23 protein-coding genes and 1 pseudogene are annotated in these 22,765 nt (G+C 47.7%); 19 read left to right on the top strand and 5 right to left on the bottom strand.

Translation table 11 applies throughout. The annotated features are described in order from the left end of the window. Positions 1-162 precede the first annotated feature (162 nt). The 15 genes and pseudogenes from ACPV3A_RS30460 (at position 163) to ACPV3A_RS30390 (ending at position 13,778) form a co-directional block, all read left to right on the top strand. Positions 163-588 carry a DMT family transporter gene (locus ACPV3A_RS30460; RefSeq protein WP_339223482.1) on the top strand — a complete coding sequence of 142 codons (426 nt, stop codon included), beginning with the start codon at positions 163-165 and terminating at the stop codon, positions 586-588. A 48-nt stretch (positions 589-636) separates the two neighbouring features. Further along, positions 637-1,338 carry a Crp/Fnr family transcriptional regulator gene (locus tag ACPV3A_RS30455; RefSeq protein ID WP_426203378.1) on the top strand — a complete coding sequence of 234 codons (702 nt, stop codon included), beginning with the start codon at positions 637-639 and terminating at the stop codon, positions 1,336-1,338. Positions 1,339-1,378: 40 nt separating this feature from the next. After that, positions 1,379-1,837 carry a DMT family transporter gene (locus ACPV3A_RS30450; protein WP_194542250.1) on the top strand — a complete coding sequence of 153 codons (459 nt, stop codon included), beginning with the start codon at positions 1,379-1,381 and terminating at the stop codon, positions 1,835-1,837. 33 nt (positions 1,838-1,870) lie between these two features. Further along, complete coding sequence (locus ACPV3A_RS30445; protein ID WP_426203376.1) at positions 1,871-2,275, top strand: NUDIX hydrolase; 405 nt, start codon at positions 1,871-1,873, stop codon at positions 2,273-2,275. Between the two features lie 273 nt (positions 2,276-2,548). Further along, complete coding sequence (locus ACPV3A_RS30440; RefSeq protein WP_426203374.1) at positions 2,549-3,796, top strand: MDR family MFS transporter; 1,248 nt, start codon at positions 2,549-2,551, stop codon at positions 3,794-3,796. A 198-nt stretch (positions 3,797-3,994) separates the two neighbouring features. Further along, positions 3,995-4,447 carry a hypothetical protein gene (locus tag ACPV3A_RS30435; protein ID WP_339224433.1) on the top strand — a complete coding sequence of 151 codons (453 nt, stop codon included), beginning with the start codon at positions 3,995-3,997 and terminating at the stop codon, positions 4,445-4,447. A 29-nt stretch (positions 4,448-4,476) separates the two neighbouring features. Continuing rightward, complete coding sequence (locus ACPV3A_RS30430; protein WP_426203373.1) at positions 4,477-5,103, top strand: TetR/AcrR family transcriptional regulator; 627 nt, start codon at positions 4,477-4,479, stop codon at positions 5,101-5,103. Next, the gene (locus tag ACPV3A_RS30425) at positions 5,100-5,561 is read left to right on the top strand and encodes a DUF2269 family protein (RefSeq protein ID WP_426203371.1); all 462 of its coding nucleotides are present in this window, start codon (positions 5,100-5,102) and stop codon (positions 5,559-5,561) included. Before ACPV3A_RS30430 ends, ACPV3A_RS30425 begins: the two co-directional genes overlap by 4 nt. A gap of 175 nt (positions 5,562-5,736) precedes the next feature. Continuing rightward, positions 5,737-8,245, top strand: a pseudogene (locus ACPV3A_RS30420) (WG repeat-containing protein). A gap of 110 nt (positions 8,246-8,355) precedes the next feature. Continuing rightward, entirely contained in the window at positions 8,356-8,766 is a 411-nt protein-coding gene (locus ACPV3A_RS30415; protein ID WP_426203369.1) for a hypothetical protein, read from the top strand. A gap of 26 nt (positions 8,767-8,792) precedes the next feature. After that, positions 8,793-10,010, top strand: a complete 1,218-nt coding sequence (locus ACPV3A_RS30410; protein WP_426203367.1) for an MFS transporter — start codon at positions 8,793-8,795, stop codon at positions 10,008-10,010. A gap of 135 nt (positions 10,011-10,145) precedes the next feature. Next, complete coding sequence (locus tag ACPV3A_RS30405) at positions 10,146-11,357, top strand: Bcr/CflA family efflux MFS transporter (RefSeq protein WP_426203365.1); 1,212 nt, start codon at positions 10,146-10,148, stop codon at positions 11,355-11,357. 129 nt (positions 11,358-11,486) lie between these two features. Further along, positions 11,487-13,091 carry an alkaline phosphatase family protein gene (locus ACPV3A_RS30400; RefSeq protein WP_426203362.1) on the top strand — a complete coding sequence of 535 codons (1,605 nt, stop codon included), beginning with the start codon at positions 11,487-11,489 and terminating at the stop codon, positions 13,089-13,091. 221 nt (positions 13,092-13,312) lie between these two features. Beyond that, on the top strand, positions 13,313-13,618 hold the full coding sequence (locus ACPV3A_RS30395; protein WP_220685592.1) for a Dabb family protein: 306 nt from the start codon (positions 13,313-13,315) through the stop codon (positions 13,616-13,618). 13 nt (positions 13,619-13,631) lie between these two features. Next, complete coding sequence (locus tag ACPV3A_RS30390) at positions 13,632-13,778, top strand: hypothetical protein (RefSeq protein ID WP_339223500.1); 147 nt, start codon at positions 13,632-13,634, stop codon at positions 13,776-13,778. Positions 13,779-13,886: 108 nt separating this feature from the next. Here ACPV3A_RS30390 and ACPV3A_RS30385 read toward each other — a convergent pair whose 3' ends face one another. Genes ACPV3A_RS30385 through ACPV3A_RS30375 form a run of 3 tightly spaced genes read right to left on the bottom strand, consistent with a single transcriptional unit; the run spans position 13,887 to position 17,392 of the window. Beyond that, complete coding sequence (locus tag ACPV3A_RS30385) at positions 13,887-14,969, bottom strand: Ger(x)C family spore germination protein (RefSeq protein WP_194542262.1); 1,083 nt, start codon at positions 14,967-14,969, stop codon at positions 13,887-13,889. Between the two features lies 1 nt (position 14,970). Beyond that, entirely contained in the window at positions 14,971-16,065 is a 1,095-nt protein-coding gene (locus tag ACPV3A_RS30380; RefSeq protein WP_426203358.1) for a GerAB/ArcD/ProY family transporter, read from the bottom strand. Next, a complete protein-coding gene (locus ACPV3A_RS30375) occupies positions 16,058-17,392 on the bottom strand; it encodes a spore germination protein (RefSeq protein ID WP_426203355.1) in 1,335 nt (444 codons plus the stop codon). The genes ACPV3A_RS30380 and ACPV3A_RS30375 overlap by 8 nt, the downstream gene beginning before the upstream one ends. A gap of 140 nt (positions 17,393-17,532) precedes the next feature. Here ACPV3A_RS30375 and ACPV3A_RS30370 point away from each other — a divergent pair, with 140 nt between their 5' ends. Beyond that, positions 17,533-18,192 (top strand): FMN-dependent NADH-azoreductase, encoded by a 660-nt coding sequence (locus ACPV3A_RS30370; RefSeq protein WP_220685588.1) that lies wholly within the window; start codon positions 17,533-17,535, stop codon positions 18,190-18,192. Positions 18,193-18,259: 67 nt separating this feature from the next. On the opposite strand, the gene ACPV3A_RS30365 is transcribed toward ACPV3A_RS30370, so the two are convergent. Then, positions 18,260-19,657, bottom strand: coding sequence for a PLP-dependent aminotransferase family protein (locus ACPV3A_RS30365; RefSeq protein ID WP_220685587.1), 1,398 nt, complete (start codon positions 19,655-19,657; stop codon positions 18,260-18,262). Positions 19,658-19,788: 131 nt separating this feature from the next. Here ACPV3A_RS30365 and ACPV3A_RS30360 point away from each other — a divergent pair, with 131 nt between their 5' ends. Then, positions 19,789-20,811, top strand: a complete 1,023-nt coding sequence (locus tag ACPV3A_RS30360) for an EamA family transporter (protein WP_194542267.1) — start codon at positions 19,789-19,791, stop codon at positions 20,809-20,811. A gap of 45 nt (positions 20,812-20,856) precedes the next feature. Then, positions 20,857-21,207, top strand: a complete 351-nt coding sequence (locus ACPV3A_RS30355; RefSeq protein ID WP_194542268.1) for a DUF2512 family protein — start codon at positions 20,857-20,859, stop codon at positions 21,205-21,207. 92 nt (positions 21,208-21,299) lie between these two features. Here ACPV3A_RS30355 and ACPV3A_RS30350 read toward each other — a convergent pair whose 3' ends face one another. Further along, the gene (locus tag ACPV3A_RS30350) at positions 21,300-21,812 is read right to left on the bottom strand and encodes a DUF3231 family protein (RefSeq protein ID WP_194542269.1); all 513 of its coding nucleotides are present in this window, start codon (positions 21,810-21,812) and stop codon (positions 21,300-21,302) included. Positions 21,813-21,999: 187 nt separating this feature from the next. On the opposite strand from ACPV3A_RS30350, the gene ACPV3A_RS30345 reads away from it, so the two are divergent. Further along, positions 22,000-22,765 (top strand): manganese catalase family protein (locus ACPV3A_RS30345; RefSeq protein WP_426203350.1); only part of this gene is annotated, 766 nt, incomplete at its 3' end.

The following is a 22,765-nucleotide window of genomic DNA, read 5'->3' as shown; positions in this document are numbered from 1 at the left end:
TGTATGTTACATGCCAAGCCGACCGATAGTATATAATGAAATTCGTGTCTTTGGGCATCGCTTTATTTGGAATTCCCTTCATTTCAGGACATATGTCCTTTCCCGAGTTTGGGGAATTCACTTTTAATAGTATACAGACCTATAGAAAAAGGAGTATGTATCGTGAGAGGAATCTTATTTGCATTCATTGGCGGTGCCTGCATTACGCTGCAGGGGGTGGCCAATGCCCGGATTAGCCAGGATATGGGCACTTGGCAAGCAGCGACCGTTACGCAGTTGACCGGATTTATTATGGCTTTGGTCATTTTGCTGTTCGTCCGGGACGGAAGCAGACAAGGATTTGGACAAGTGAAGCCGCTCTATCTAATCGGGGGAGCCTTGGGGGCACCCATTATATTCAGTGAGGTGACAGCGATTCAGAACATCGGCGTCACATTAACGATATCCGCATTGTTGATTGCCCAGTTATTCTTGACGTTCCTGATTGACAGCAACGGATGGTTCGGCGTGGTGAAGAAGAGAATGAGCTTGCCTCAATTCATCGGGATCGGGATGATGATCGCCGGTGTCGTGATAATCAAATTATGATATGGAAGCAAGTGATCCATTGAAATGTTCGGGAAAGGAGAGAGAGATGTGAAGGAAATTCAAAATGCGGAGCTCATGCAGCATTTTTTGCTGAGCAACCAGATCCAGTCCGTATTTCACGATGATTTAATGCCATATCTGGTGTTATATCACTTCGATCAGGGCGACATCGTCTGCACGCAAGGCGAGCCGGCCGAGATGCTGTATATCCTGGTTCAAGGGAAGATAAAAATCTTCACGACCTCCGCAGAAGGCAAGGCGCTTGTTCTATCTTTTAAAACACCGCTTGAGGTGATCGGAGATATTGAATACATTCAAGGCAATCCGTTGATCAATACGGTACAGGCCATATCATCTGTGTATATGATCGGCGTGCATTATCGCTGGCTTCGCAAATACGGACAGGAGCATCCGTCATTGCTGCAATTTTTGCTGCGGATCATTACGCGGAAGTTTTATATTAAATCCAATTTCTTGAGTTTTAATTTGCTGCATCCGGTTGAGGTGCGACTGGCCAGCTATCTATTATCCGTATCTGACGAAGAGTCAGGCACGTTCGCTGCCAACGATCCGGCCGCTTACAATCTGACGGATATCGCGAATCTGCTCGGCACCAGCTACCGGCATTTAAACCGGGTGATTCTGAAGTTCAGTCAAGAAGGGCTGATCGAGCGCCGCAAGGGGTTCATTCTGATTAAAGATCGGGAAGCGTTGACGAGTGTAGCGGGAGGCAACATCTACGAAGAATGACGCTTGGTGAGGATGAATCAATGAAGTGAGGAGATGGAACATGATAGCAGGATTGGTATTGGCACTAATCGCGGGTTCATTGGTTAGTTTGCAGAATATTTTCAATAACAGAGTGAATGAGAAAACAGGCTCCTGGTCTACAACGACGTTGGTGTTAGGCATGGGCTTCGTGGCTTCGTTTGGCATGAGTCTTGTTGTAGAAGGCAAAGGGACGTTCTCCCTACATAACATGGAGCCTTGGTACTGGATTAGCGGGTTGATTGGGGTCGGCGTGGTGATTTGCCTGGTGCAGGCGACAAGGCTGCTCGGTGCCACATTCGCCATTTCGATTGTCATGACCTCGCAGCTCGGTTTTGCGTTGTTGTGGGACTCCCTGGGATGGTTAGGGTTAGAGAAGGTTCCGTTTACCATGAATCAGCTGATCGGTGTTCTTGTTATTGTTGGCGGGATTCTGGTATTTAAATTAGGCGGGAAACGGGAACAACAAGAGACGGCTTAGCGTTAAGCTTATCTGATGAGGGGAGGAATCCATATGATAACGGAGATTGACAAAATCGCCTGGATCCACATCGCGGAAGGACGCATATTGGGCGCTCGTTCCAAAGGAAAGGATACGTACTACTTGCCGGGAGGAAAGCGAGAACCCGGGGAATCCGATATCGACACGCTGGTGCGGGAAATCCAGGAGGAACTGTCCGTTCGTATCAATCCGGAGACCGCGGCGCATGCTGGCAGCTTCCGCGCTGGCGCTCACGGCAAATCGGAGGGCGTTCGAGTAACGATGTCCTGTTACACGGCGGAGTATGAAGGAGAGTTAAGCCCGGCTTCGGAAATTGATGAATTTGCTTGGCTAACGTACAAGGATCGGGAGCGGGTCTCTGAGGTCTGCCAGATGATCTTCGATCATCTGCATGAATTGAAGAAGCTGGCTGATTAAGTCCCGTTGGAGAAGCAGCCTGCATCCAGCTCCATGCATCGAAAAAAGACGCTCCCGCGGGAGCGTCTTGTCATATATGGAACAAATGTTCGTTTTGTGGGTCATCTAAATTGAATCGGACGATATTCGGCTTTCATATTATTAGTATAGCTCAGCGCTTAATATAAGTCTATATTTTGCCAGGGAAATGTTTTATAGTTTGTAATACCCGGCCGGGGGACGTGGTATATCGCATTTTTTACTTGTGCTGTTCGGATAGAAAGAGGGAGTCCTGTGCAAATACGATTATGGAATAACAATTTAAAGGTTCGATTATTGGGTGAAGCGCTGTTCAATATGCTGTTTTGGATGTACTTTCCCTTCATAACGGTTTATTTCGGAGCGGCTTTAGGCAATCATATCGCGGGAATCCTCATGACGGTTCCGCCGATATTCAGCATCATCGGCAGCTTGCTCGGCGGCGCATTAGCCGATCGGCTGGGACGCCGCCCTATCATGCTGCTTGGCGCCTCGCTGCAGACGGTCATGTTTGCGCTGTTCGCGCTGTCGCCTTCGCACTGGATCGATTATGCCGCATTTATCGGCATCGGATTCGGGGGCGCCATCTATAGGCCTGCCAGCTCCGCGATGGTAGCCGATCTGGTTCCGGTGGAAGAACGCCGGCAGGTATTTGCAACGTTCATGACGGCGAACAACTTGGGAGCCGTGCTTGGTCCGGCGCTTGGGGCCATTTTCTTTTTTCAGTATCGGCAGGAGCTTCTGTGGTCTTGTTCCTTCGTCTTACTGATCTATTTTATCGCGATTTACTTCATCGTTCAGGAGACCCTGCCGGCGCCTGCAAAACGCACGAAGCCGACAGGCTCGATTCTTCAGGTATTCAAGGAACAGTGGAAGGGATATGGCGTCATTTTTCGAGATAAGGTGTTTTTGGTGTACATATTGGCGGGGATTTTTGCTCTTGTGGCCATCATGCAGCTGGATCTGTATTTGGCTGTATATGTGATCGATTATGTACCATCCCAGGCGCTGTTCTCCTGGAATGGGCATTCGCTTATGCTTTCGAGCACGGAGATATTAGGGTGGGTGCTGGGGCTTAACGGGCTCTTGTTCGTTCTCTTTATTCTCCCGGTCACCAAGTGGTTTCGGGATTGGAAGGAGCGTGACGTCTTCGTACTGTCTTCCCTGTTATCCGGAGTAGGCACTTTTGCACTCGGGCTGAACACAAACATCTGGTTCCTATTCTTTGTAACCATTATTTTCACTTTCGGCGAAATGGTCCGTTCCCCCGTGACGCAAAGCTTTATCAGCCGTTATGCTCCGGAGCATGCAAGAGGACAGTATATGGGAGCTGACAGCTTACAGTTTACGATCGGAAGATTTCTGGCACCGGTGACGGTCTTTCTGTCCACTTGGCTGCAGCCTATGGGTATATTCAGCATTATCTTGCTATCGGCATTAATCAGTGTGGTGCTGTATATCCTGCTATTTCGAATGTATGAAGAAAAAAAAGACGCAGCATAATAGGCCAGACCTATGATAAGAGAGTAGAGATGAGAGCAAGCCGGGTTGGAACGCAGCCGCAGGCTTGCTTGCTTTCTTTTTTATTCGACGCTGAACGTGACTGAAGTCTTTAAAGGAATAAATTTGAAATTCACATTTACAAACCGCTGGTCGGTATATATAATAAAGCTACAAATATACGGAGGGTTGGTGAAGGTCATGATTCCGTTTATAGCCATGTTGGTTTCGCTTCTTTTGTTTCGGACGCTCGGCTTTGCAGGCTGGGAGTATATGAATGACTGGGTCATCTCACTCAGATTTGCGGTTGCGGTCCTGTTTCTGCTAACGGCTTCTGCCCACTGGGGAAAACGAAGACCCGATTTAATCGCCATGATCCCGCCAGGAATACCGAAGGCTGCGCTCATGGTTACCATCACCGGTGTGCTGGAGCTTGCAGGCGCGATGCTCATCCTTATTCCGGCTACAACAGCATGGGCCTCTGCCGGTCTGGCGCTGATGCTGATCGCCATGTTTCCCGCCAATGTATACGCAGCGAATCACCATTTGTCACTTGGCGGTAAGCCGGTCACTCCAATCGTACCGAGAACGTTTCTCCAAATCGTGTTTCTGGCAGCGGTTCTTATGGCGGGCTGGCTTCCACCTCAAGGGTAATCAACTTATCATCAAGGAGGAATTAATAAGTGAAGCAGGAAGAAAGGCGAGAGCAAACCAAGCGAATACTGCTTGAAGCCACGGAAGACCTGATTAGGGAGCAAGGCTGCAGCCAAACCACCCTTAATGACATCATGAAGCGTTCCGGTTTGTCTAAAGGCGCCATATTTCATTATGTTTCAAGTAAGGATGAGCTGTTTGTGCACGTATTACGGGCTAAGCTTGCCGAGCAGAACGAGCAGTTCATGAGCGAAGTGAACAAGCAAGGGGACGTCAAACAGTTTGACGGACCGATGAATACCATTACCAACAGCATGTCGAGACTGGAAAGTCGTGATGATGTCAGCAACCTGATCTTCATGTACCTGATTGGCAAAAGCGATCAGCCCGAAATCGCCGACATTGTGGCTGGCTTCTATAGGGAAGCGACAGCCACTTCGAAGCTATGGATTGTCACAGGCCAGGAAGCAGGGGTTATACCGGAATCCATCGATGCGGAACGCACCGCCGAGCTGTTCGAGCTGTTGTCGTTCGGACTGCGGATGCGGGGGCTTATCGGTGTAAATAGTCATGCATTCAGCACGAAGGATTATGCCGAATTCATCATCGATATTCTCCGGCCCGGGCACCGGAAAGAGGGGAAGGATGGCTTATGACGCTGTGGTTATTTCTGCACATCGCCGGATGCGTATTATTTCTCGGTAATATCATTACGGCGGCATTCTGGAAAATAAGAGCTGACCTGAAAGGGGATCCGGCCGAAGTCCATAATACGGTTAAGAATGTTATGTTAGCCGATATGGTATTTACCCTGCCAGGTTTGCTGCTAATTATCGTCTCAGGCGTTATGATGGCTGTTCAAGCCGGATATGCAATGGGCGGAATGAACTGGCTGATGGCCTCATTGATTCTGTTTGGCGTTACGGGGATCCTGTGGGCAGGTTTTTTGATTCCGCTGCAAAAAGGGATGATTCGGCATAGTTTGCAATCCATTAGGGATGGGGTCATTTCAGCCGGTTATAAAAGAGCTTCGACGTATTGGGCTTTAGGCGGGACAATAGCCACCCTGCTGCCCATTGTTATTTTATACTTCATGGTCAGCAAACCATTTTGAAGTGAAGAGAACGATCTGATTGCCTAACGTGATCAAGTCGTTTTTTTAACTTGCGTTCATCCGACAATGGAACACAGGGGTGAGACGTGCCATTCCAACCTGCCTGCAGGTGCATATTTGACCATCCTCTGCATACAGTTAGGCGAGAAAGCTCTGAATAAGGGAGGATGCCCAAATGTCCGTTAATGATCAGCATTTGGCACAAATCGCTAAGGCCTATCTGCCAAGCGGTGCTGAACTTGTACGAATCGATAAACCTGCAGAACATCCTGCGGTTATCGCAGCCGACGTAACGGGAGATCACATACCGGAGATTGCTGGTGTGTCCCGATTCAATGAAGCACTATATTTATTTGTGCTGCAGTACCGCAACGGCGGATATGAGGTCGTAGCCAATGTCTTGGGGGGAGGGATATGCGGTTCATTTATTGAACGCGGCCCCGGTGTTGAACCCTCATATGAATCAATTGATCGTGGGATGGCAGCTCGGTTCCATCTGGTCGAAATTGTCGATATACGCTTGGACACCAGAGGGCCTCCAAGATATCGCACCTGCCGATATATATTACAGTTATATCGAAATTGCCGACATGCCAGGTGCTTCGGGTCCGGATGGCCAGGCTGAAATTGCGCTTTGGATTCACGATACAGGCGAAGCTTATCGAGTCGAGGTCGTCAGGTGGAGCCAAGGGGCCTTAGTCACTGCACCGGATGTATACCCCTATTATTATCCTGTCGTTGTTAGGTACTACGAGAGACTGACGCAAGAACATCCGGATTACTCATATTATTGGTATTACCTGGCGGAGGCACAGTATCGGGCCGGAATGCCGGAAGCAGCCCTTGTGTCGGTCCGCAAAGCACTTACGTTCGCAGAACCTTACCCGGCGCGCGAAACGCTGCTTGAACTTGAGAAACGGATCAAGGAGATGCTGGCAAGCAGAGGGCAGTCCCAGCAGCATGTCGGGTTATTTCCGGCATCCGTGAAAACGACGAACGGAACGAAGTGGGGATACATTGATCGCAGCGGAAATATGGTCATTGAGCCGAAGTACGATGATGCACAGGATTTTCAGGACAATGGTCTCGCGATCGTAGGCGTGAAGGGGAAGTATGGCCTCATCGACAGGACTGACCGTTTTGTAGTGAAGCCTATATATCAGTTCATCAGCCCGTTCTCGGAGCATCGAGCGACCGTGATCGATGAACAAGGTTTTAAGATGATTAACGAACAAGGAGTAGTTCTGACACGACGAGGTTATCCGTATATCGCAGAACTTAAAGAAGGAAGAGCGGTTTATTATGTAACCGATAATGGCAGTGGCGATAGCGCGAACAGCAGATACGGCTATTTAGATTCCACAGGCCAAGAGGTAATCCCGGCGCAATATGAGGAAGCGAATGATTTTGTCGATGGCAAAGCTGTTGTGAAAATCCAAGACCGTCATTACGCGCTCGTTGATCTCCATGGCCGCCGATTGGCCAATTATCCATTCGCCTACGTCGGACCGCCCGGCGATGGCTTGCTTGCTTATCAGAAGGATAGCACTGGCAAATACGGCTATATCGACGAGCAGGGGAACATCGTCATTCCGCCGACCTATACTTCGGCATTTCCTTTTCATCATGACAGAGCCATCGTCAACACGGCTGAAGATTACAAGTCGAAGTATGGCGTCATTAATAAACAGGGCGAGTGGGTCATCCAACCGGAATATAACGATATTCGGGATTTGAATGAAGACCGGTTTGCGCTTGGACGTGCGATCGATCCTGCACAGCCGTATATCGGTTCGATCTATGCCATTGCGGATTGGGATGGAAAGAGGTTATCCGATTTTGTATACCGTGAAGTATCGGAATACAAGCACGGATTGGCATCCGTTTATGATGCACAGCAGACGTATTTTATTGATCGAACCGGCAGACCGGCCCCGGGGTATCCTCAAGTGAACGGCAGCGGTTCGCTCACGCTCGAACCAGGCGGGCTAATTAAGGCATTGGTCGATCAGCGGCTGTCTTACGTAGATCGGTCGGGTCACGTCATCTGGAAGCAGAACACGGTGATTCCGCTGCAACCACCTTATAAGGTAATGGAAGAAAAGTACAAACCCAATCCGGATTACTTGGTCTACTATCCACAGATCGAAGGTATGAGGGATCAGGCAGCTCAGCAAACGCTGAATACGAAGCTTAAAGAAATGTCACAGGTGAAATTCATTCCTGAGAATCAACAGCTTGATTACACGTATACAGGTGATTTTGACGTCATTTTCTACAAGCAGAAGCTCCTCGAACTAGAGTTGAACGGTTATAACTATCCCTTCGGTGCCGCACATGGCATGCCAACCAAAGTTTACGCTGTGATCAACCTGGAGAACGGCAGGATGTATGAATTGAAGGACTTGTTTAAGCCTGGCATCGATTATGTGAAGGAGCTCAGCCGTATCGTTGGCAAGCTTATACAAGAGGATCCGCAGTATTCGTACGTATTCCCGGATAGCTACAAGGGAATTGCAGCAAACCAGCCCTTCTATGTAACCGAGGACGCGTTGCATCTGGTGTTTGCACCGTATGAGATCGCTCCTTACGCAGCGGGTTTTCCGACATTCACAATTCCTTTCACTGAGATCAAGGACATGATCAATACGGAGAGTGAATTTTGGAGGGCGTTTCATTCCTGAGCTTTCATTTCGGGAATAAAAGCCATACCTAACCTTTCCATATTTCCGAACAAGGATTAGAATAGATGAAAACTCCCCTTACATACGAAGCTGGGCTTGGAGGTTTGGTTATGGCAGATAGTGTCACAGGCAAAAAAGATTTCGTTATCACATGCGCTGAGGATTGCGGGAACGCACCGAAGAAGGAGCTGCTTAAGAAACTCCACATCGCTATGGCTGGCATGGACGCACAATTTATGAATGAGAATTTCACGGAGGGGATTCAGCTAAATTACGTTGGGGAAAGAATCGTTCAAGGGAAGGAACAAGTGATTGAATCGTTATGTCAGGTGAAGTATGGCAAGACAGTCGAACTGCATATTCATCATCTGATTACACATGGCAGTACCGGCGCAGCGGAAGGGATCCTTGTATTCGATGACCGGAAGCGCCTGGCATTTTGTAACGTGTACCGGTTTAGCAGCGGTAAAGCTGCCAAAATTAAGGAGATCACTTCCTATACAATCCCATTATCTGAATGATCACGTCGTAGAAAGGACCTTAATTTGTGGTAACTTTTTTTCTTCTTATTATTTATTTGGCCTTTATTAGTTTAGGGCTTCCCGATTCCTTGCTTGGGGTCGCCTGGCCGGCCATGCAGCCGGAGATCGGCGCAGCCTTCGAATCCGCAGGGCTGCTATCCATGGTCGTAACCGGAGGCACCATTGTATCCAGCTTGGTCAGCGGAAGTTTGATTGAACGCTTCGGAACGGGTATCGTTACGTTTGTCAGCTGTTTGTTGACGGCGAGCGCGCTCCTCGGATTTTCGTTTGCGCCATCGCTGTTCTGGCTGATTTTGCTGGCGATTCCGCTTGGATTAGGTGCAGGGGCAGTCGATTCGGGGTTGAACAACTACGTGGCGAACCATTATAAGGCCCATCATATGAGCTGGCTGCACTGTTTCTGGGGCGTAGGCGCAACGTTAGGACCCATCATCATGTCTTATTCGATGGGGACCAACGATGCATGGAGAGACGGATATTATACCGTATCGATGCTGCAATTCGTGCTGGTCTTCATCCTGCTGCTCACGCTTCCGCTCTGGAGGATCGTGGCGGGCAAACATCAGCCCCAAGGCATGGAGGAACTTCATACGAGAAACGAATCAACGAGCGGTGATGAGGCTGCCGCACGCAAACAAAGAAACCCGCTTCAAATGAAAGGGGTTAAGTTTACTTTGATGGCCTTCTTGTTCTACTGCGGAACGGAAATGACCGTCGGTTTATGGGGAGCGAGCTTTCTGGTCGGGACCAGAGATTTACCGTTAGAAACAGCAGCAGTGTGGGTTTCCATGTATTATGGAGGCATCACGGTCGGCCGATTTATTACCGGATTCGTAACGCTGAAGTTCAACAACCTCACGCTTATCCGGGCCGGGCAGATGACAGCCATTGCAGGGGCCATCCTGTTATTGCTGCCGCTGCATCCCTATTTGTCCCTAATCGGTTTGGTTGTCATCGGACTCGGGCTTGCGCCTATATTTCCTTGTTTGCTGCATGAAACGCCGGCCCGCTTCGGCAGAGCCCACTCATCCAGAATTATGGGCTATCAGATGGCTGTAGCTTATACGGGCACCACGATACTGCCTCCGTTGTTTGGCATAGTTGCGGCTCAAATATCGATAGGTTTGTTCCCTGTCGTCATTCTATTGTTTGCCGTGATGATGCTGCTGAGCTCCGAGAAAGTTAACCGTATCCTTTATAAAAACGGGAAGAGCGCGGTTTGATTAGAACCGGGCTCTTCTTTTGTCCGGAATTATACGTATACCGTATAAACCTTGCGGGCGCACTATTCTATTTTGGACAAACCTGATACATTATAAGAATACAAAAAAATAGTAGAGTAGAGGTGTTTGACACATATGCTTCATAACCCGACAGGAAAAGAACGCCTCGGATTAGCCTTGCTCCTCAGCTTGCTTGGCATATTAGGACCGTTCAATATCGATATGTATTTGCCGAGCTTTCCCGACATTGCCGATGATTTAAGCGCGCGGGCGTCGCTCGTACAGCTTAGCTTGACATCCTGTCTGATCGGCCTTGCGGCTGGCCAAATCATTGTGGGACCGATCAGCGATGCGCAAGGAAGAAGAAGACCGCTGCTCATATCGCTTGCCTTGTTTGCTCTTTCTTCCTTATTCTGTGCATTGGCACCCGATATTACGACCCTTATCATCGCCAGATTCTTGCAGGGATTTACGGCAGCTGCCGGCCTTGTCGTCTCGCGCGCCGTAGTAAGGGATGTGTTCAGCGGTCGCGAGCTTACGAAGTTTTTTGCCTTATTATCCGTCATTAATGCGGTTGCCCCTATGGTTGCACCGATGTCCGGTGGAGCCATTTTGCTTATGCCGGGTGCAAGTTGGCATTCGATCTTTTATTTTTTAAGCTTGTTCGGTGCAGTCATCGTATTGATCGTCGCTTTTCGGTTGAAGGAAACCTTGCCGCGGGAGAGAAGAACGCCAAGCTCCCTTACCCATTCCGTGCGTACGATGGGAAGCTTGTTCAAAGATCGATCCTTTATCGGATATGCGTTGACAGTGGGCTTTATTCACGGAGGGAGCTTTGCTTACGTTTCGGGGACGCCGTTTGTATACCAAGGAATTTACGGTGTGTCACCGCAGGTATTTAGCGTGCTGTTCGGAATCAATGGAATCGCCATTATTTCGGGGAGCTTTATTATTGGTAGTTTTGGCGGCATCATCCATGAGCGGAATTTGCTTCGAATCGGGGTCATCGTCTCCGTAAGTGCAACCTTCCTGCTCCTGATCATGACGATGCTCAGAGGGCCTCTCGCGATCATTGTCATCTTGATCTTTATGTATATGGTTACAATCGGCATGGTGGCTACCAGCACATTTACGCTGGCCATGGAGAAACAAGGTCATCGGGCAGGAAGCGCAAGTGCTGTCATTGGTTTGCTGCCCTTGATGCTTGGTTCGATTGTGTCACCGCTGGTCGGTATTGACGAATCCACAGCCGTGCCGATGGGGGCCATATTGTTCTTCACTTCCGTGTTGGGCGCGGCATCATTCTTCAAATTGACGAAACCACAGGGGAGTCCAGTGGAAAGCTGATTTTGTGTTTGGTGAGAGGGCGACAAGCCCTCTCTTTATTAGGACAAACAGGCGTGAAGAAATATGCAAAATATCCCTCGAATGACATTCCCATCTCCGTGACAAAATGTACTAAGGCGGTGAATGGAAATGCAGATAAAGAGAATTATAACCATAATGCTGTCGCTTGTATTGATCACGATTGTGGGCTGCCAGCATCAAAAACCTGCCGAACAGGATTTGCTGCGGGTTAAATCCGAACAAGGGGCCACACATAAGAAAGTCATATTCCTGATGGTCGACTCACTCATGGCACAGGCGATCGATAAGGGCATTTCACAAAAACAGCTGCCCACCATACAGTATTTGATTGAACATGGACAATACCATAAGGATATGGTTAGCTCATTTCCTACGATGTCCGTTACGATTGACAGCACGATGTTAACCGGGAAAAATCCGAATGACCATGGTATACCGGGTCTCCTATGGTATTCTTCCGACGATAAAAAAATGATCAACTACGGTACCGGACCGATGGAAATCCTCAGACAAGGCATCAATCCGGTCCTGACCGATGCATTAATCCATTTGAACGGGAAACATTTAAACTCGAATTCACGAACGATCTATGAAGATTTAGCCCGTGCTGGCTTGAAATCAGGATCGATTAACGGCTTGATATATCGGGGAGCGACCGAGCATACGCTGACGATACCGGATTGGATTCAAGGTCCGACAACACTGCAGAAAAAAATAAAAGTCAAGGGGCCGGATTTTCTAACTTTGGGAGCCTTGTCTAATCCCTTAGAAGGTGCGGAGAATTTGCCTGATCATCTCACCGACCGGATGGGGCTAAACAATAAGTATGCAATAGAAGCTTTGAACTATTTAATTCAAGCGAACAAGCTGCCGGATTTTTTGTATGTTTATTTACCGGATATGGACCAGGAGCTTCACAAGAAGGGTCCGTCTTCGCTTGAAGGAGTCAAAGAGCTGGATCAGCAGCTCCAATCCGTATTGAATTCCTTCGGTTCGCGGGAAAAAGCGTTAAATGAAGCTATTTTCGTCATCGCCGGGGACAGCGGAATGACACAGCTTCTTCCAGCGAATCAGCGTTCCGTGATTGATATGCCAGCTATGTTGAGAGGCATCTCCGTTCTAAAGCCGGGCGAAGAGGTAAAAGCTGAAACCGAGGTCGCCCTTGCAGTCAATGAAACGATGGCTTATGTATATAATTTCAAACCCAATCGTTCCCTGCGAAGCTTGGCGGAAATCCTGAGCAAGGATGACCGTATCGACTTTGTTGCTTGGAAAGAAAACGAATGGATGCATGTCCTTCAAGGCTCCACTTTGAAAGAACTCCGATATAAGGCGAAAGGTAACCTGATTGATCGCTATAAACAAACGTGGACCGTGAAGCAGGATGCCGAGGTGCTGGACCTTACATTAAATGCCGATCATCGAACCTTGGATTACGGACAATATCCCGATGTGCTGGAGAGGTTGTCCGGTTCGCTGAATTCTCATAAAGGTAAATTTTTGGTCGTGACGGCTAAACCGGGATACGAATTGGCAGACCGAAGTTCACCAACACATGAGGGGGGCGGGGGTCATGGCTCGCTCCGTCGAACCGAGTCGCTTGTCCCGCTTATCATTGTTGGAACTGACGAAAAGCCTGAGCATCTACGAATGGTTGATCTAAAAGCCTATTTACTTGATCTGCTGACAAATCACGTTAAGAAGACAAAATAATTTGCAGAGGCTATACCATCATGTTCTACGACTTGGCCGGTGTAGTGTAGTTTGCTGGATATTAGGCACCTTTTTCCAATTTATGTGGAAAAGGGTGCCTTTTTTGTAGCGATTTATTTGACTTTTGCCGTTATAATAAGATGTAACTCTAGCCACAACACTTCTAGCTGTACAAGATGATCTCAACCTTATAAGAATTTTAATAAAGGAGCTGTACGAACATGACGACCAACCAAATCATTCATTCCGTTATTTTTTCGCTTAAACATGAGAAAGGCTCAGCGGAGGAGCAGCGTTTCCTGGAGGATGGACGATCTGCCCTCAGCACGATTCCAACGGTTCAAGACTTTAAGATATTCAAGCAAATCAGTCCTAAAAATACATATGATTTCGGCTTCTCGATGGTGTTTGAGAACGAAGCCGATTATGATGCCTATAATGTGCACCCGCAGCATGTGGACTTCGTCGAGAATCGCTGGAAGAAGGAAGTCGAACAGTTTTTGGAGATCGATTACAGCGAAGTGTAGAAGATGAATTCACATGGATAAGCTGCTGGAGCGGGGGATCATCGTCCGCTACGCCAAAGGTTGGAGACTGCCTGAGCATATTCGGATTTCGGTAGGAACCGCGGAAGAAAATCAAGCGCTGCTTGATGCTTTAAGTGAAATCCTAGGGCATACCACGTAACCTATGGATCGCCGGTTGAACTGCACCTCTCACTGTTAGACATATCTAACAATGGGAGGTGCAGTTTTTTTGATAAATTGTGATGCAGTCTAATCCGTTATCCTGAATTTATAGGTTCTTCAGATTACCCCGATTCTCAATGATGGTTGTTACATGCAGTTTGAAATCCAGATTCGGGTAGTAAGTGGTTCTCCAATCCCGCAGCTGTTCACGATTCAGGTGATTTCTGAAATATTGGCCCAAGGCAAAGATATCGGCTTGTTCTTTTTGCGTTTTCTTGAACATTTGATCCAGACGAGAGGTCAACAGCGCCTCCAGCCTCTCCTTAATTTGTTCTTCCGTTAGATGCCCCCTGGAATCTAGAATGGTGACCTTCAGCCTGAGATGGCTGCGGAGGTAAGGCTTATCATTCTTCATCCAGCTGTGATGGGTAAGCCTGTTGCTAATGATTTGTACGGTGGTGCTGTCCATAATCTCCACCTTGCCGAATGCGCTTTTTCCATAAAAGGCATTGGCTACTAACGTTTCATCGGATCCGATTTGACCCGTCATTCTGCCATTCTTGATGATGGCCGAACCCATGCATTCGATACTTGTGGATCTTCCTGAACGTATGATCGGGACGATGACATCATGCGTATAGGAATGAATGCTGCGAAACATTTGCCATATCCGGGTATCCGCCAATTGAGGGTTCCAGCCGGCGTTTTCTTCAAAAAAATCATAAATGATATTGCCGCTGTGCTCCGATTTGGCTGCCATATCCGAAAAGAATTGATCCAGCCCTTGATCACTGATGGCAAATAGCGTTTTGGAGGAGATGTCTCTGGAACGATTAAACGCGGAGATAATGTCTTCCATGCCGTTACGGGCAAAATTTTTATCCACGATGACGATTTTCAAATGCAGCAAATCGACCTGAGTCTCCATATTCATGCTAATATGATCAATAATTTTATTGATGGTGTCACCCGTTTCCGAAACGATATTTACGGTGCTCGTTTCATTGGTTGCCGGAATATCCAGAAACACCTTGTATTGATTCTCCTCGGTTAACGAAATGCCCATAATGACCGGAAGCGAGCGATGGTTAATGTCTTTGATATCCCAGCAACCGGTTACGAAGGGAACCATCGCTACCAGCAGGAGAACGAATTTAAAGGTAATTCGGATGGTGGCAAGCTTGTCCATATTAAGTTACCTCCGTCGTACGGTTCGCTTTATGCTTGTGCCGCCAACCGATGATAAACGTGATCAGCGGAATCACCAGGAACATATACAGCCTCAGTGGAATTATCCACCCTTGCAGCGTCTTAAGGTAGTCCCAGTTGGGGATGGCGATGGATATGGCAAACAATCCGATGGTCAGCGCAATCAGGAGAACGTTTTGAGGAATGAACGGGACGGCCCGCTTCGCAAGCGTGACGAGAACCCATAACGTCACACCCAGGTACAGAAATGCAAAAGCCATCAAACTCAATAAAAAGAAGATTGTGACCCGATCAAATAAAAGCCATGTAATGTTCACGGTGTCTATCGTCATTAGCATGGGGAATTCATATAATTCGGCGGTTGCGTGACCAAAGGTCAGAAGCGGCAAATATACGGACAATAAGAACATGGGAAACAGCAAGAGACAGCCTAGCATCATTTTTTTGGTGCTGATCTGTATAGAGGGCGGCAACAGCCCCAGGAAAAAGAAGCCGCCCGCATATACGAATAAACTGACCAGAAAATCAGGTTTCGCAAGAAAATGGAACGATTGACCAGGGTCAATGATCGGCAGCAAGTAATACCAATCCACATTTTGAAAGCTAAAGCAGAGAACAAAAAGGATGGGGATTGTGAACAGGATAACCAGCAGGACACTGGTTCGGGCCATGCTGCTCATTCCTTGCCAAGCCATGAGGAAAGCAATGGATATCAGTAACAACTGGATCGCCCACAGCGGCGTGCTCGATAAGAATACTAAGGTGAGCATCTCGGAATAAGCTCGGATCGTTATGATAATGGCTACGCCGAAGTAGAGCAAGGCAGGCAGCAGGAGTAGCCATGGAAGAAATTTGCCGACGCTCCCGAAAATATCCACGACATTCCGATGCGCGGCCCATTGCAGTCCTTTGACATACATGTAGAGGGCTATCGCATGCAGTGCATAGCATATGGAAATTCCGATCCAATGCCCCATGTCCATGGCTGAAAACAAATCGGAAGGATAGAGAAAAAAGATAAGACCCATATGACAAACCACATACACGATGGCTGCTTGATAACCACTCTTATCCATTGCGATCATCCTTCTGATTTAATGTTGGAAATGACAAGTAAGGAATGCCCATGCTTTTTTGATGACCCATATAGGCACAGATGACCACGATTCCAGCAAGGAGCCCCAACATCCCATAGATGGCGGATAAAATGATCAGCAGGTATTTGAACACGCGAACAGATACAGCGTTCTGAAACCCCACTACAGTAGAAGAAGCAATCGTGGTACCCGCCAGCACGATAATCAGAAGGTTGCTGACAAGTTTAGCGGACACGGCTGCCTGGCCCAGTATAATACCGCCAACCATCGTAATCGTGGGTCCCACGCTTTTTGGAAGTCGAACACTTGCTTCAAGAATGAGCTCTAGAACGATGAGGAGCAGCAGCGTTTCGACAAAGGCGGGATAAGGTACGTCCTGCCGGCTGTTAGCAATCGACAAGGCCAGCTGAAGCCGCAGTACTTCAGGGTTAACGGACACTAAGGCCACATATAACCCAGGAATAATCGTTGCGATCAAGACGCCCACAATTCGCAAAAGACGGATAAGGTACATGAAGGTGCGAGGGTAATTATGATCGTCCTTCATGCAGAACATATCCATGACGAGACTGGGTAAAATGATTGCAAAAGGATGACGGTCAATCATAAATACCACTTTACCTTGTTGAAGGGCGTGAGCTGCATTTTGCGGCAACTCCGTCATGTTGAAGTTGGTTACGAACGACCACTTGTTTAATCCCAGCATGTTCTCCAGCTGTTGGATATGTTGAACATCCTGGTGTAATCCTGCTCTGATCTTCGCTTGAATGGATTGCAGTAACTGGGGGTTGATCCTGTCCTCCTGATAGATTAGCAATAACGACTTGGGGTGACTTGACCCTGCCGTGTACGATTCTACCTGAAGGCTGGATCCGGTGCAGTGTTTTCGAAGGATGCCGATATTCGTATGGATATCCTCCTGAAAAGAGCTGCTGGAGCCGTATACCGTACTTTCCGTTTCAGGCGCTGAGACCGAGCGGGTGACACTTTTCGATATCGGAAGAACGGCACAGCATGTCCCTGACAGAGGCTCCAGCAGGATCAGGTGGCCCTTCATGATGTCAGGTATAATCGATGCCAGATTAGGTTCTACAAGCTCGCCCAAAATTTTAAGAAGCTTAGCGGGCGGCAGGGAGGTTTTGACCAGATTTGAGGTTTGAGTTTGAAGGGATGCGATACTCTGGGGCAGATCAACTAACGAATCTAAACCAAACACTTGAACTTGATACTGCTGCAATCGAATTTCTACATTGAAATAATCAGCATTCGCTTTGAAATACTCAGCAAGGCTTTCTTTGAGATCCATATATTCACTCCCACGCGCCGGTATATTAGATATCATTTCCATTACAGCCATTGATTTATGCAAAAAAGCTTAATTGATGTCACACTTGGCGTGCCTTATTTGTCTACATTATGAAATAGACGAAAAAGGAGAGATATACGATGGAGAACATGCTCATCATCAACGCACATCCGAGGGTGGAGTCAGCGACATCGGTCAGCCTGCAGGTGCTTCAGCATTTTTTGGAGGCGTACACGAAATGGAGCCCAGCAGGAGCGATAGAACAAATCGATTTATACCGTGATTCTATACCTGCCATAGATCATATGATTCTAGAGCTACGGAGCAAACAGGGAAGAGGGGAGCTGCTTAGCGAAGAGGAACAACAGCTAACGGTCCGCACGTCCGCCATTCTACAGCAATTTAAGGCGGCACGGAAATATGTCATCGTCTTGCCGATGCACAATTTCAACGTTCCTTCGAAGCTTAAGGATTATATCGATAACATCCTCATTGCACGAGAGACGTTCCAATATACGGAGAAGGGTTCGGAAGGTTTGCTAACCGATGGCCGCAGTCTGCTGGTCATTCAGGCGAGTGACGCCATTTATACAAATAATGATTGGTATACCGAGGTGGAATATTCGCATAAATACCTAAAATCCATGTTTAACTTTATGGGGGTTATGGATTATCAGATCATCCGGGCTCAAGGAAATGCATTTTTCGATAGGGATCAAATTCTAGAACAGGCTTATAAGGAAGCCGAAGAAGCTGCGAAACGTCTTGCAGGTAAGAAAATTGAGACATCCAGTAAGTAAGGGAAGATAGAGTTCTGCTCTGTTTATCAAATAAACAAGGCTGCCAACCCGGCAGCCTTTCCTTCGTTCATTCATAGTGGCCCTGCTCCTTCAAATAGGTGAGCAATGACGCCATGTTTTTGCGGATCTCATCAGGGTTCAGATGACCGTAACCCAAAAGCAGCTTATTTACATGCATGCCCTTCTGAATACTGTGATGCTCCACAGGCGTAATGCGTATTCTGTTTAACCGGCTTTTTTCTCTGAACGACTCATCAAAATGAATTCCGGGAAACTCAACGGCAAGATGCAGTCCTGCCGCATCTCCCCAGGGGTGCCAGGCCTCCCCGAAACACTCTTTAAGTGATGATAGAAGCACCTCTCTACGCTCACCATATAACCTCCGCATTTTCCTAATATGTCTGTCGAATTTTCGAGTATGTAAAAACTCAGCCAGTGCTGCTTGCTCAAACGGCGGATTCTGGACATCCGTATAAGTGCGGAGAAAACGCCAGCGTTGCTGAAGCTTAGGTGGAAGTATCGCATAACCAATTCGAAGAGCAGGAAAGAGTACTTTACTAAAAGTACCGATATAGATTACCCGCTCTGAGTCCATGGCATATAACGGCGATACCGGATCACCATAATACCGGAATTCGCTGTCATAATCATCCTCGATAATATAGCTTTGGTTCTCTCGTGCGAAACGGATTAACGCGGCACGTCGGTCAGCGGGCAGGATTCCGCCTAGAGGAAATTGATGCGAAGGCGTGATATAGACGGGTGAAGATGATTTTCCTTTCAGCTTGTCTGGCTGTATTCCATGTTCATCCACTGAAATAGGCTGGACGTTGTAGCCCTTATTAATAAATGTCTGCAGCATCTCGATGTTGCAGGGGTCTTCAACCATAATTTCCATTCCATCCTCATACAACAAGTCAGCAATGACGTGCAGTGCATGGGTAGCTCCTGCCGTTATAAAGACGTCTTCAGGATCTACGGAGAGCCCTTTGCTCCTGTAAAGCCATGAAACGATTTCCATGCGCAGTCGCGGCAAACCTTGGGGGCCCGTATAACCTAGCAGATCATGAGGCATCTCGCTTAAAGTTTTCTGCGAGATCTGCTGCCACAGATACCGTGGAAATTGCCTTAATTCCGGCTGGCCCGTCCGGAAATCAACTAAAAAAGATAGGGGACTCTCTACTCGCTTCGGCGGTTCTTCGACTGGAGGCACCTCCAGAGACAAACCTTCGGCAATCCGGGTCGGTGCTCCCTGGCGGCTTACGACAAAGCCTTCGACGAGCAGCATCTCAATAGCTTCATTTACGGTGTTTCGTGAAACATGCAGCACATTTGCCAAAACACGAGTAGATGGCAGTGCTTCGCCTTCCTTGAGTTTCCCGTTAATAATCTGGTCCCGGACGGCAAGATAAATCTGGCGTTTCAGCGGAATTTCGCTGCTCCGTATCAGTTCAATTCCCCACATTAGGGCATGACCTCCAACTGGTCTGTATAAATTCTAGTTTAACTGGCACTTTTTCCATACCAGTTCACACTCTATGATTGTAGCATATATCAATGTCTATTAGTCCTAGGATGGTTGGGGGATGTGATTGTTTGGAGCGTTGGAAAGGGATGTTGTATCTGTTGGGCGCATTTTCACTTGCGGGCACTTCGGTTATTACCGGTTGGTTTTTGAACGAAAGATTAGGGGTTTTCACCATTACCGCAGTCAGCTTGTTCTTTGCGCTTCTGTGTTTGCTGCCGCTGTGCCTGAGGAACCTGATGAAGACGGTCCGTCGTTTATCGATAAGAGAGTGGAGGATTCTATTCTTCCAGGCGTTATTTGGAATGTTTCTGTTTCGGATGTTTTTACTGTACGGCCTACAACATACAAGTTCTGCTGAAGCCGGAATCTTAACGGGTGCCACGCCTGCCTTTACCGTTATTCTGGCCGGCATGCTGCTGAAAGAATCGATGAACCGCACCAAGCTAGTAGGTGTTCTAAGTACGGTGGGAGGCGTTATCGTGATCCAGGGGTTATTTTCATCGGATGTTTCATTTTCCCTTCATCATATACGGGGTAACGCGCTAGTCCTCTGCGCAGCAGCGAGTGAATCTTACTTTAACATCCTGTCTCGGATCAGTTCAGTCAAGCAAAACAAGACATACGATGAGAATATTCATCCTATAGTCCAAACGACATTGGTCTCTGCACTTGCCCTCATGCTCTGCCTGGTTCCTTCATGGTTTGAGAACCCCGCAGCTTCACTATCAGCGATCGGGCTAAAGGAGTGGTTGGCTCTGGTATGGTATGGACCTATTGTAACGGCGCTGGCTTTTATTTGTTGGTATGCCGGCATCAAGCGGTGCCAGGCTTCAACGGCCGCAGCTTTTTCGGGGATGATGCCATTCACCGCTTTAATGCTCTCGGTCATCCTATTAAAGGAATCGGCCGGCTGGGAGCAGTGGTGCGGGGGACTCCTGGTCATTATAGGTATGATTCTGATTGGGAGAAATCAAGCACAAACCGGTAAATTGTCCATGCAGCCTGTCTCTGACCATGGAATGATATCTGGAGTTCGAAATGAACGCATGGATCCAGACGGAGGGAAACGTAGAACAGATAAAATTGGGTAATAAATGATAAGAGGGATAACATTAAGGATAAGGAGAGTGATCCGAATGGAGAAATTACTAGTTAAGCTTCTGGTGCATGGTGTTATGATTACGGCAATCCTAGTCGGTCTATCGAATGCTACGTTTGCATCAGCGGTTATTGCTGCTTTGGGTATCGGGATTGTTGCTTATCTGGTGGGTGATCTTTTAATTTTGCCGAGGACGAATAACATGATGGCTACCATTGGAGATGCGGGACTGGTATTCGTCATGCTGTGGATTATCAGCGAATCGGCGAACTGGACCTTGACCTTACCGGAGATCTTGCTGATTACGGTGTTAGCCGGTATCTTTGAATATTTCTACCACATGTGGCTCCTTCGGGACCACGAGCCTGTTCAAAAACAACGGGCTTGAGTTTCGGCAAGGTCAATCTGTGATTAACAAATTTTAAACAAAGAAAAAACACGCTGACCTCATCGGAGATCAGCGTGTTTTTGTGCTTTGGGCTATTTTTCTTCAGGTCTCTTGATTTGAAGAGGAGGAGGAATGAGCCAGCCTTTTTCCTTATTCATCTGGAGGATCCGCACACCCAGCGCCGTCTTGGTGAGATGATATTTAGCGAATAAGGCTCCAATATCCTCCCGGATGGACATCCCCATGGTTTTACTGCATGATACGAGTCCGAGTGATGTATCAGCAGCGATTTTGGCTGCAATTTCAGGATCTGTGAATCTTGCACCTACTGGAATATCCTCAAGTTTGGCCGGGGGTCTTTCGGGAAGTCCCGGTGCAGGGGCGATTCCGTTATCTGTAAGCAGTTCATCACATTCTTTAATCTCAAGTTTTGCTTGATCCAGCAGATCTTTTAGCATATTTTTGAGATCTTTATCGCCTGCGTGACTCATATAAGCCTCGTAGCAGGAAACCATGCCTTTTGCCATCATGGACGTTTCCCATACACTGAAGATTTCACCATAATGCATAGGCTCATTTTTAGGATTGCCGCTTAGAATTCCCAAGTTGTTCTCTCCTTTTGTGTTTAATACAAACAGAGTCATTATGTGCAGGAGAGTATCTTTTAATTCTTTCGAAGCAGGTACAGGCATTTTTCGAGGAAATCATTGTCTGAAGGTGCGGATGCATGGGAAATGGGACATTAACGCAAACTGGATTCGTGACAATATTGAGGAAGCGGGAGGACGTTACATGTATTTTTACAAAGAGGATCTGATCAATCTGATCGTTCCGGATAAACCCGATCCAGCAGCTGCAAAAGTGCTGCAGGAAACGTTAGGCGGCCGATTCGGCGAAATGCGGACGTTGATGCAGTTCTTTTTCCAAAGCAATAATTTCAGAGGGAACGCAACTCAATACCGTGACTTGATCCGTGGCGTTTTCTTGGAGGAGATAAGCCATGTTGAGTTGGTTCAACATACAATAAACCAGCTGCTGACAGGCGCGGGCGCAGAAGGCGCAGGTAATGCCGGAACGGACGGTGCTCCGCTGAATGAAGCGATTAAGCATGCGAATCCGCATCACTTCATTATGGGGGCCCAAAGTTCTTTGCCTGTTGATGCCGCAGGAAACCCATGGCAGGGTAATTACGTGTACGATCACGGAAATTTGGTTAGTAATTTACTTGATAATGTCGTGCTCGAATCAACGGGAGTGCTCCAAAAAACGCGAATCTATGAGATGAGCACAAACAAAACCTTCCGTGAAACGTTGGCTTTCCTGATTGTACGGGATAACGCGCATCAAAATGCGTTTGCCAAAGCGCTGGAGACGCTGGGCGTTGAATGGGGTAAAATATTCCCCGTTCCGAATTATGACATCCATAAATATCCGGAGTGTCAAAAATACGTAGATATGGGCTTCCATAACGCACAATTCAACTTCAGGCTGGATGATACACGAATCGGCGAAATCTTTAGCGGTCAAACCCCAAGCAGAAATGCCCCAAGCAGAAATG

The organism is Paenibacillus sp. Dod16 (assembly GCF_049893405.1).
In the GTDB taxonomy this organism is placed as follows: Bacteria; Bacillota; Bacilli; order Paenibacillales; family Paenibacillaceae; genus Paenibacillus_AQ.
The sequence above is the reverse complement of the archived record's forward strand: the minus strand, read 5'-3'. Positions and strand labels throughout refer to the sequence as shown.

Coding starts and splice junctions, on each gene's coding strand:
- ACPV3A_RS30375 (WP_426203355.1), bottom strand. CDS start 17,392: ATGGATCTCAAAGAAAGCCTTGCTGAGTATTTCAAAGCGAATGCTGAT.
- ACPV3A_RS30450 (WP_194542250.1), top strand. CDS start 1,379: ATGATAGCAGGATTGGTATTGGCACTAATCGCGGGTTCATTGGTTAGT.
- ACPV3A_RS30385 (WP_194542262.1), bottom strand. CDS start 14,969: ATGGACAAGCTTGCCACCATCCGAATTACCTTTAAATTCGTTCTCCTG.
- ACPV3A_RS30435 (WP_339224433.1), top strand. CDS start 3,995: ATGATTCCGTTTATAGCCATGTTGGTTTCGCTTCTTTTGTTTCGGACG.
- ACPV3A_RS30400 (WP_426203362.1), top strand. CDS start 11,487: ATGCAGATAAAGAGAATTATAACCATAATGCTGTCGCTTGTATTGATC.
- ACPV3A_RS30405 (WP_426203365.1), top strand. CDS start 10,146: ATGCTTCATAACCCGACAGGAAAAGAACGCCTCGGATTAGCCTTGCTC.
- ACPV3A_RS30355 (WP_194542268.1), top strand. CDS start 20,857: ATGGAGAAATTACTAGTTAAGCTTCTGGTGCATGGTGTTATGATTACG.
- ACPV3A_RS30425 (WP_426203371.1), top strand. CDS start 5,100: ATGACGCTGTGGTTATTTCTGCACATCGCCGGATGCGTATTATTTCTC.
- ACPV3A_RS30380 (WP_426203358.1), bottom strand. CDS start 16,065: ATGGATAAGAGTGGTTATCAAGCAGCCATCGTGTATGTGGTTTGTCAT.
- ACPV3A_RS30395 (WP_220685592.1), top strand. CDS start 13,313: ATGACGACCAACCAAATCATTCATTCCGTTATTTTTTCGCTTAAACAT.
- ACPV3A_RS30390 (WP_339223500.1), top strand. CDS start 13,632: ATGGATAAGCTGCTGGAGCGGGGGATCATCGTCCGCTACGCCAAAGGT.
- ACPV3A_RS30370 (WP_220685588.1), top strand. CDS start 17,533: ATGGAGAACATGCTCATCATCAACGCACATCCGAGGGTGGAGTCAGCG.
- ACPV3A_RS30415 (WP_426203369.1), top strand. CDS start 8,356: ATGGCAGATAGTGTCACAGGCAAAAAAGATTTCGTTATCACATGCGCT.
- ACPV3A_RS30365 (WP_220685587.1), bottom strand. CDS start 19,657: ATGTGGGGAATTGAACTGATACGGAGCAGCGAAATTCCGCTGAAACGC.
- ACPV3A_RS30445 (WP_426203376.1), top strand. CDS start 1,871: ATGATAACGGAGATTGACAAAATCGCCTGGATCCACATCGCGGAAGGA.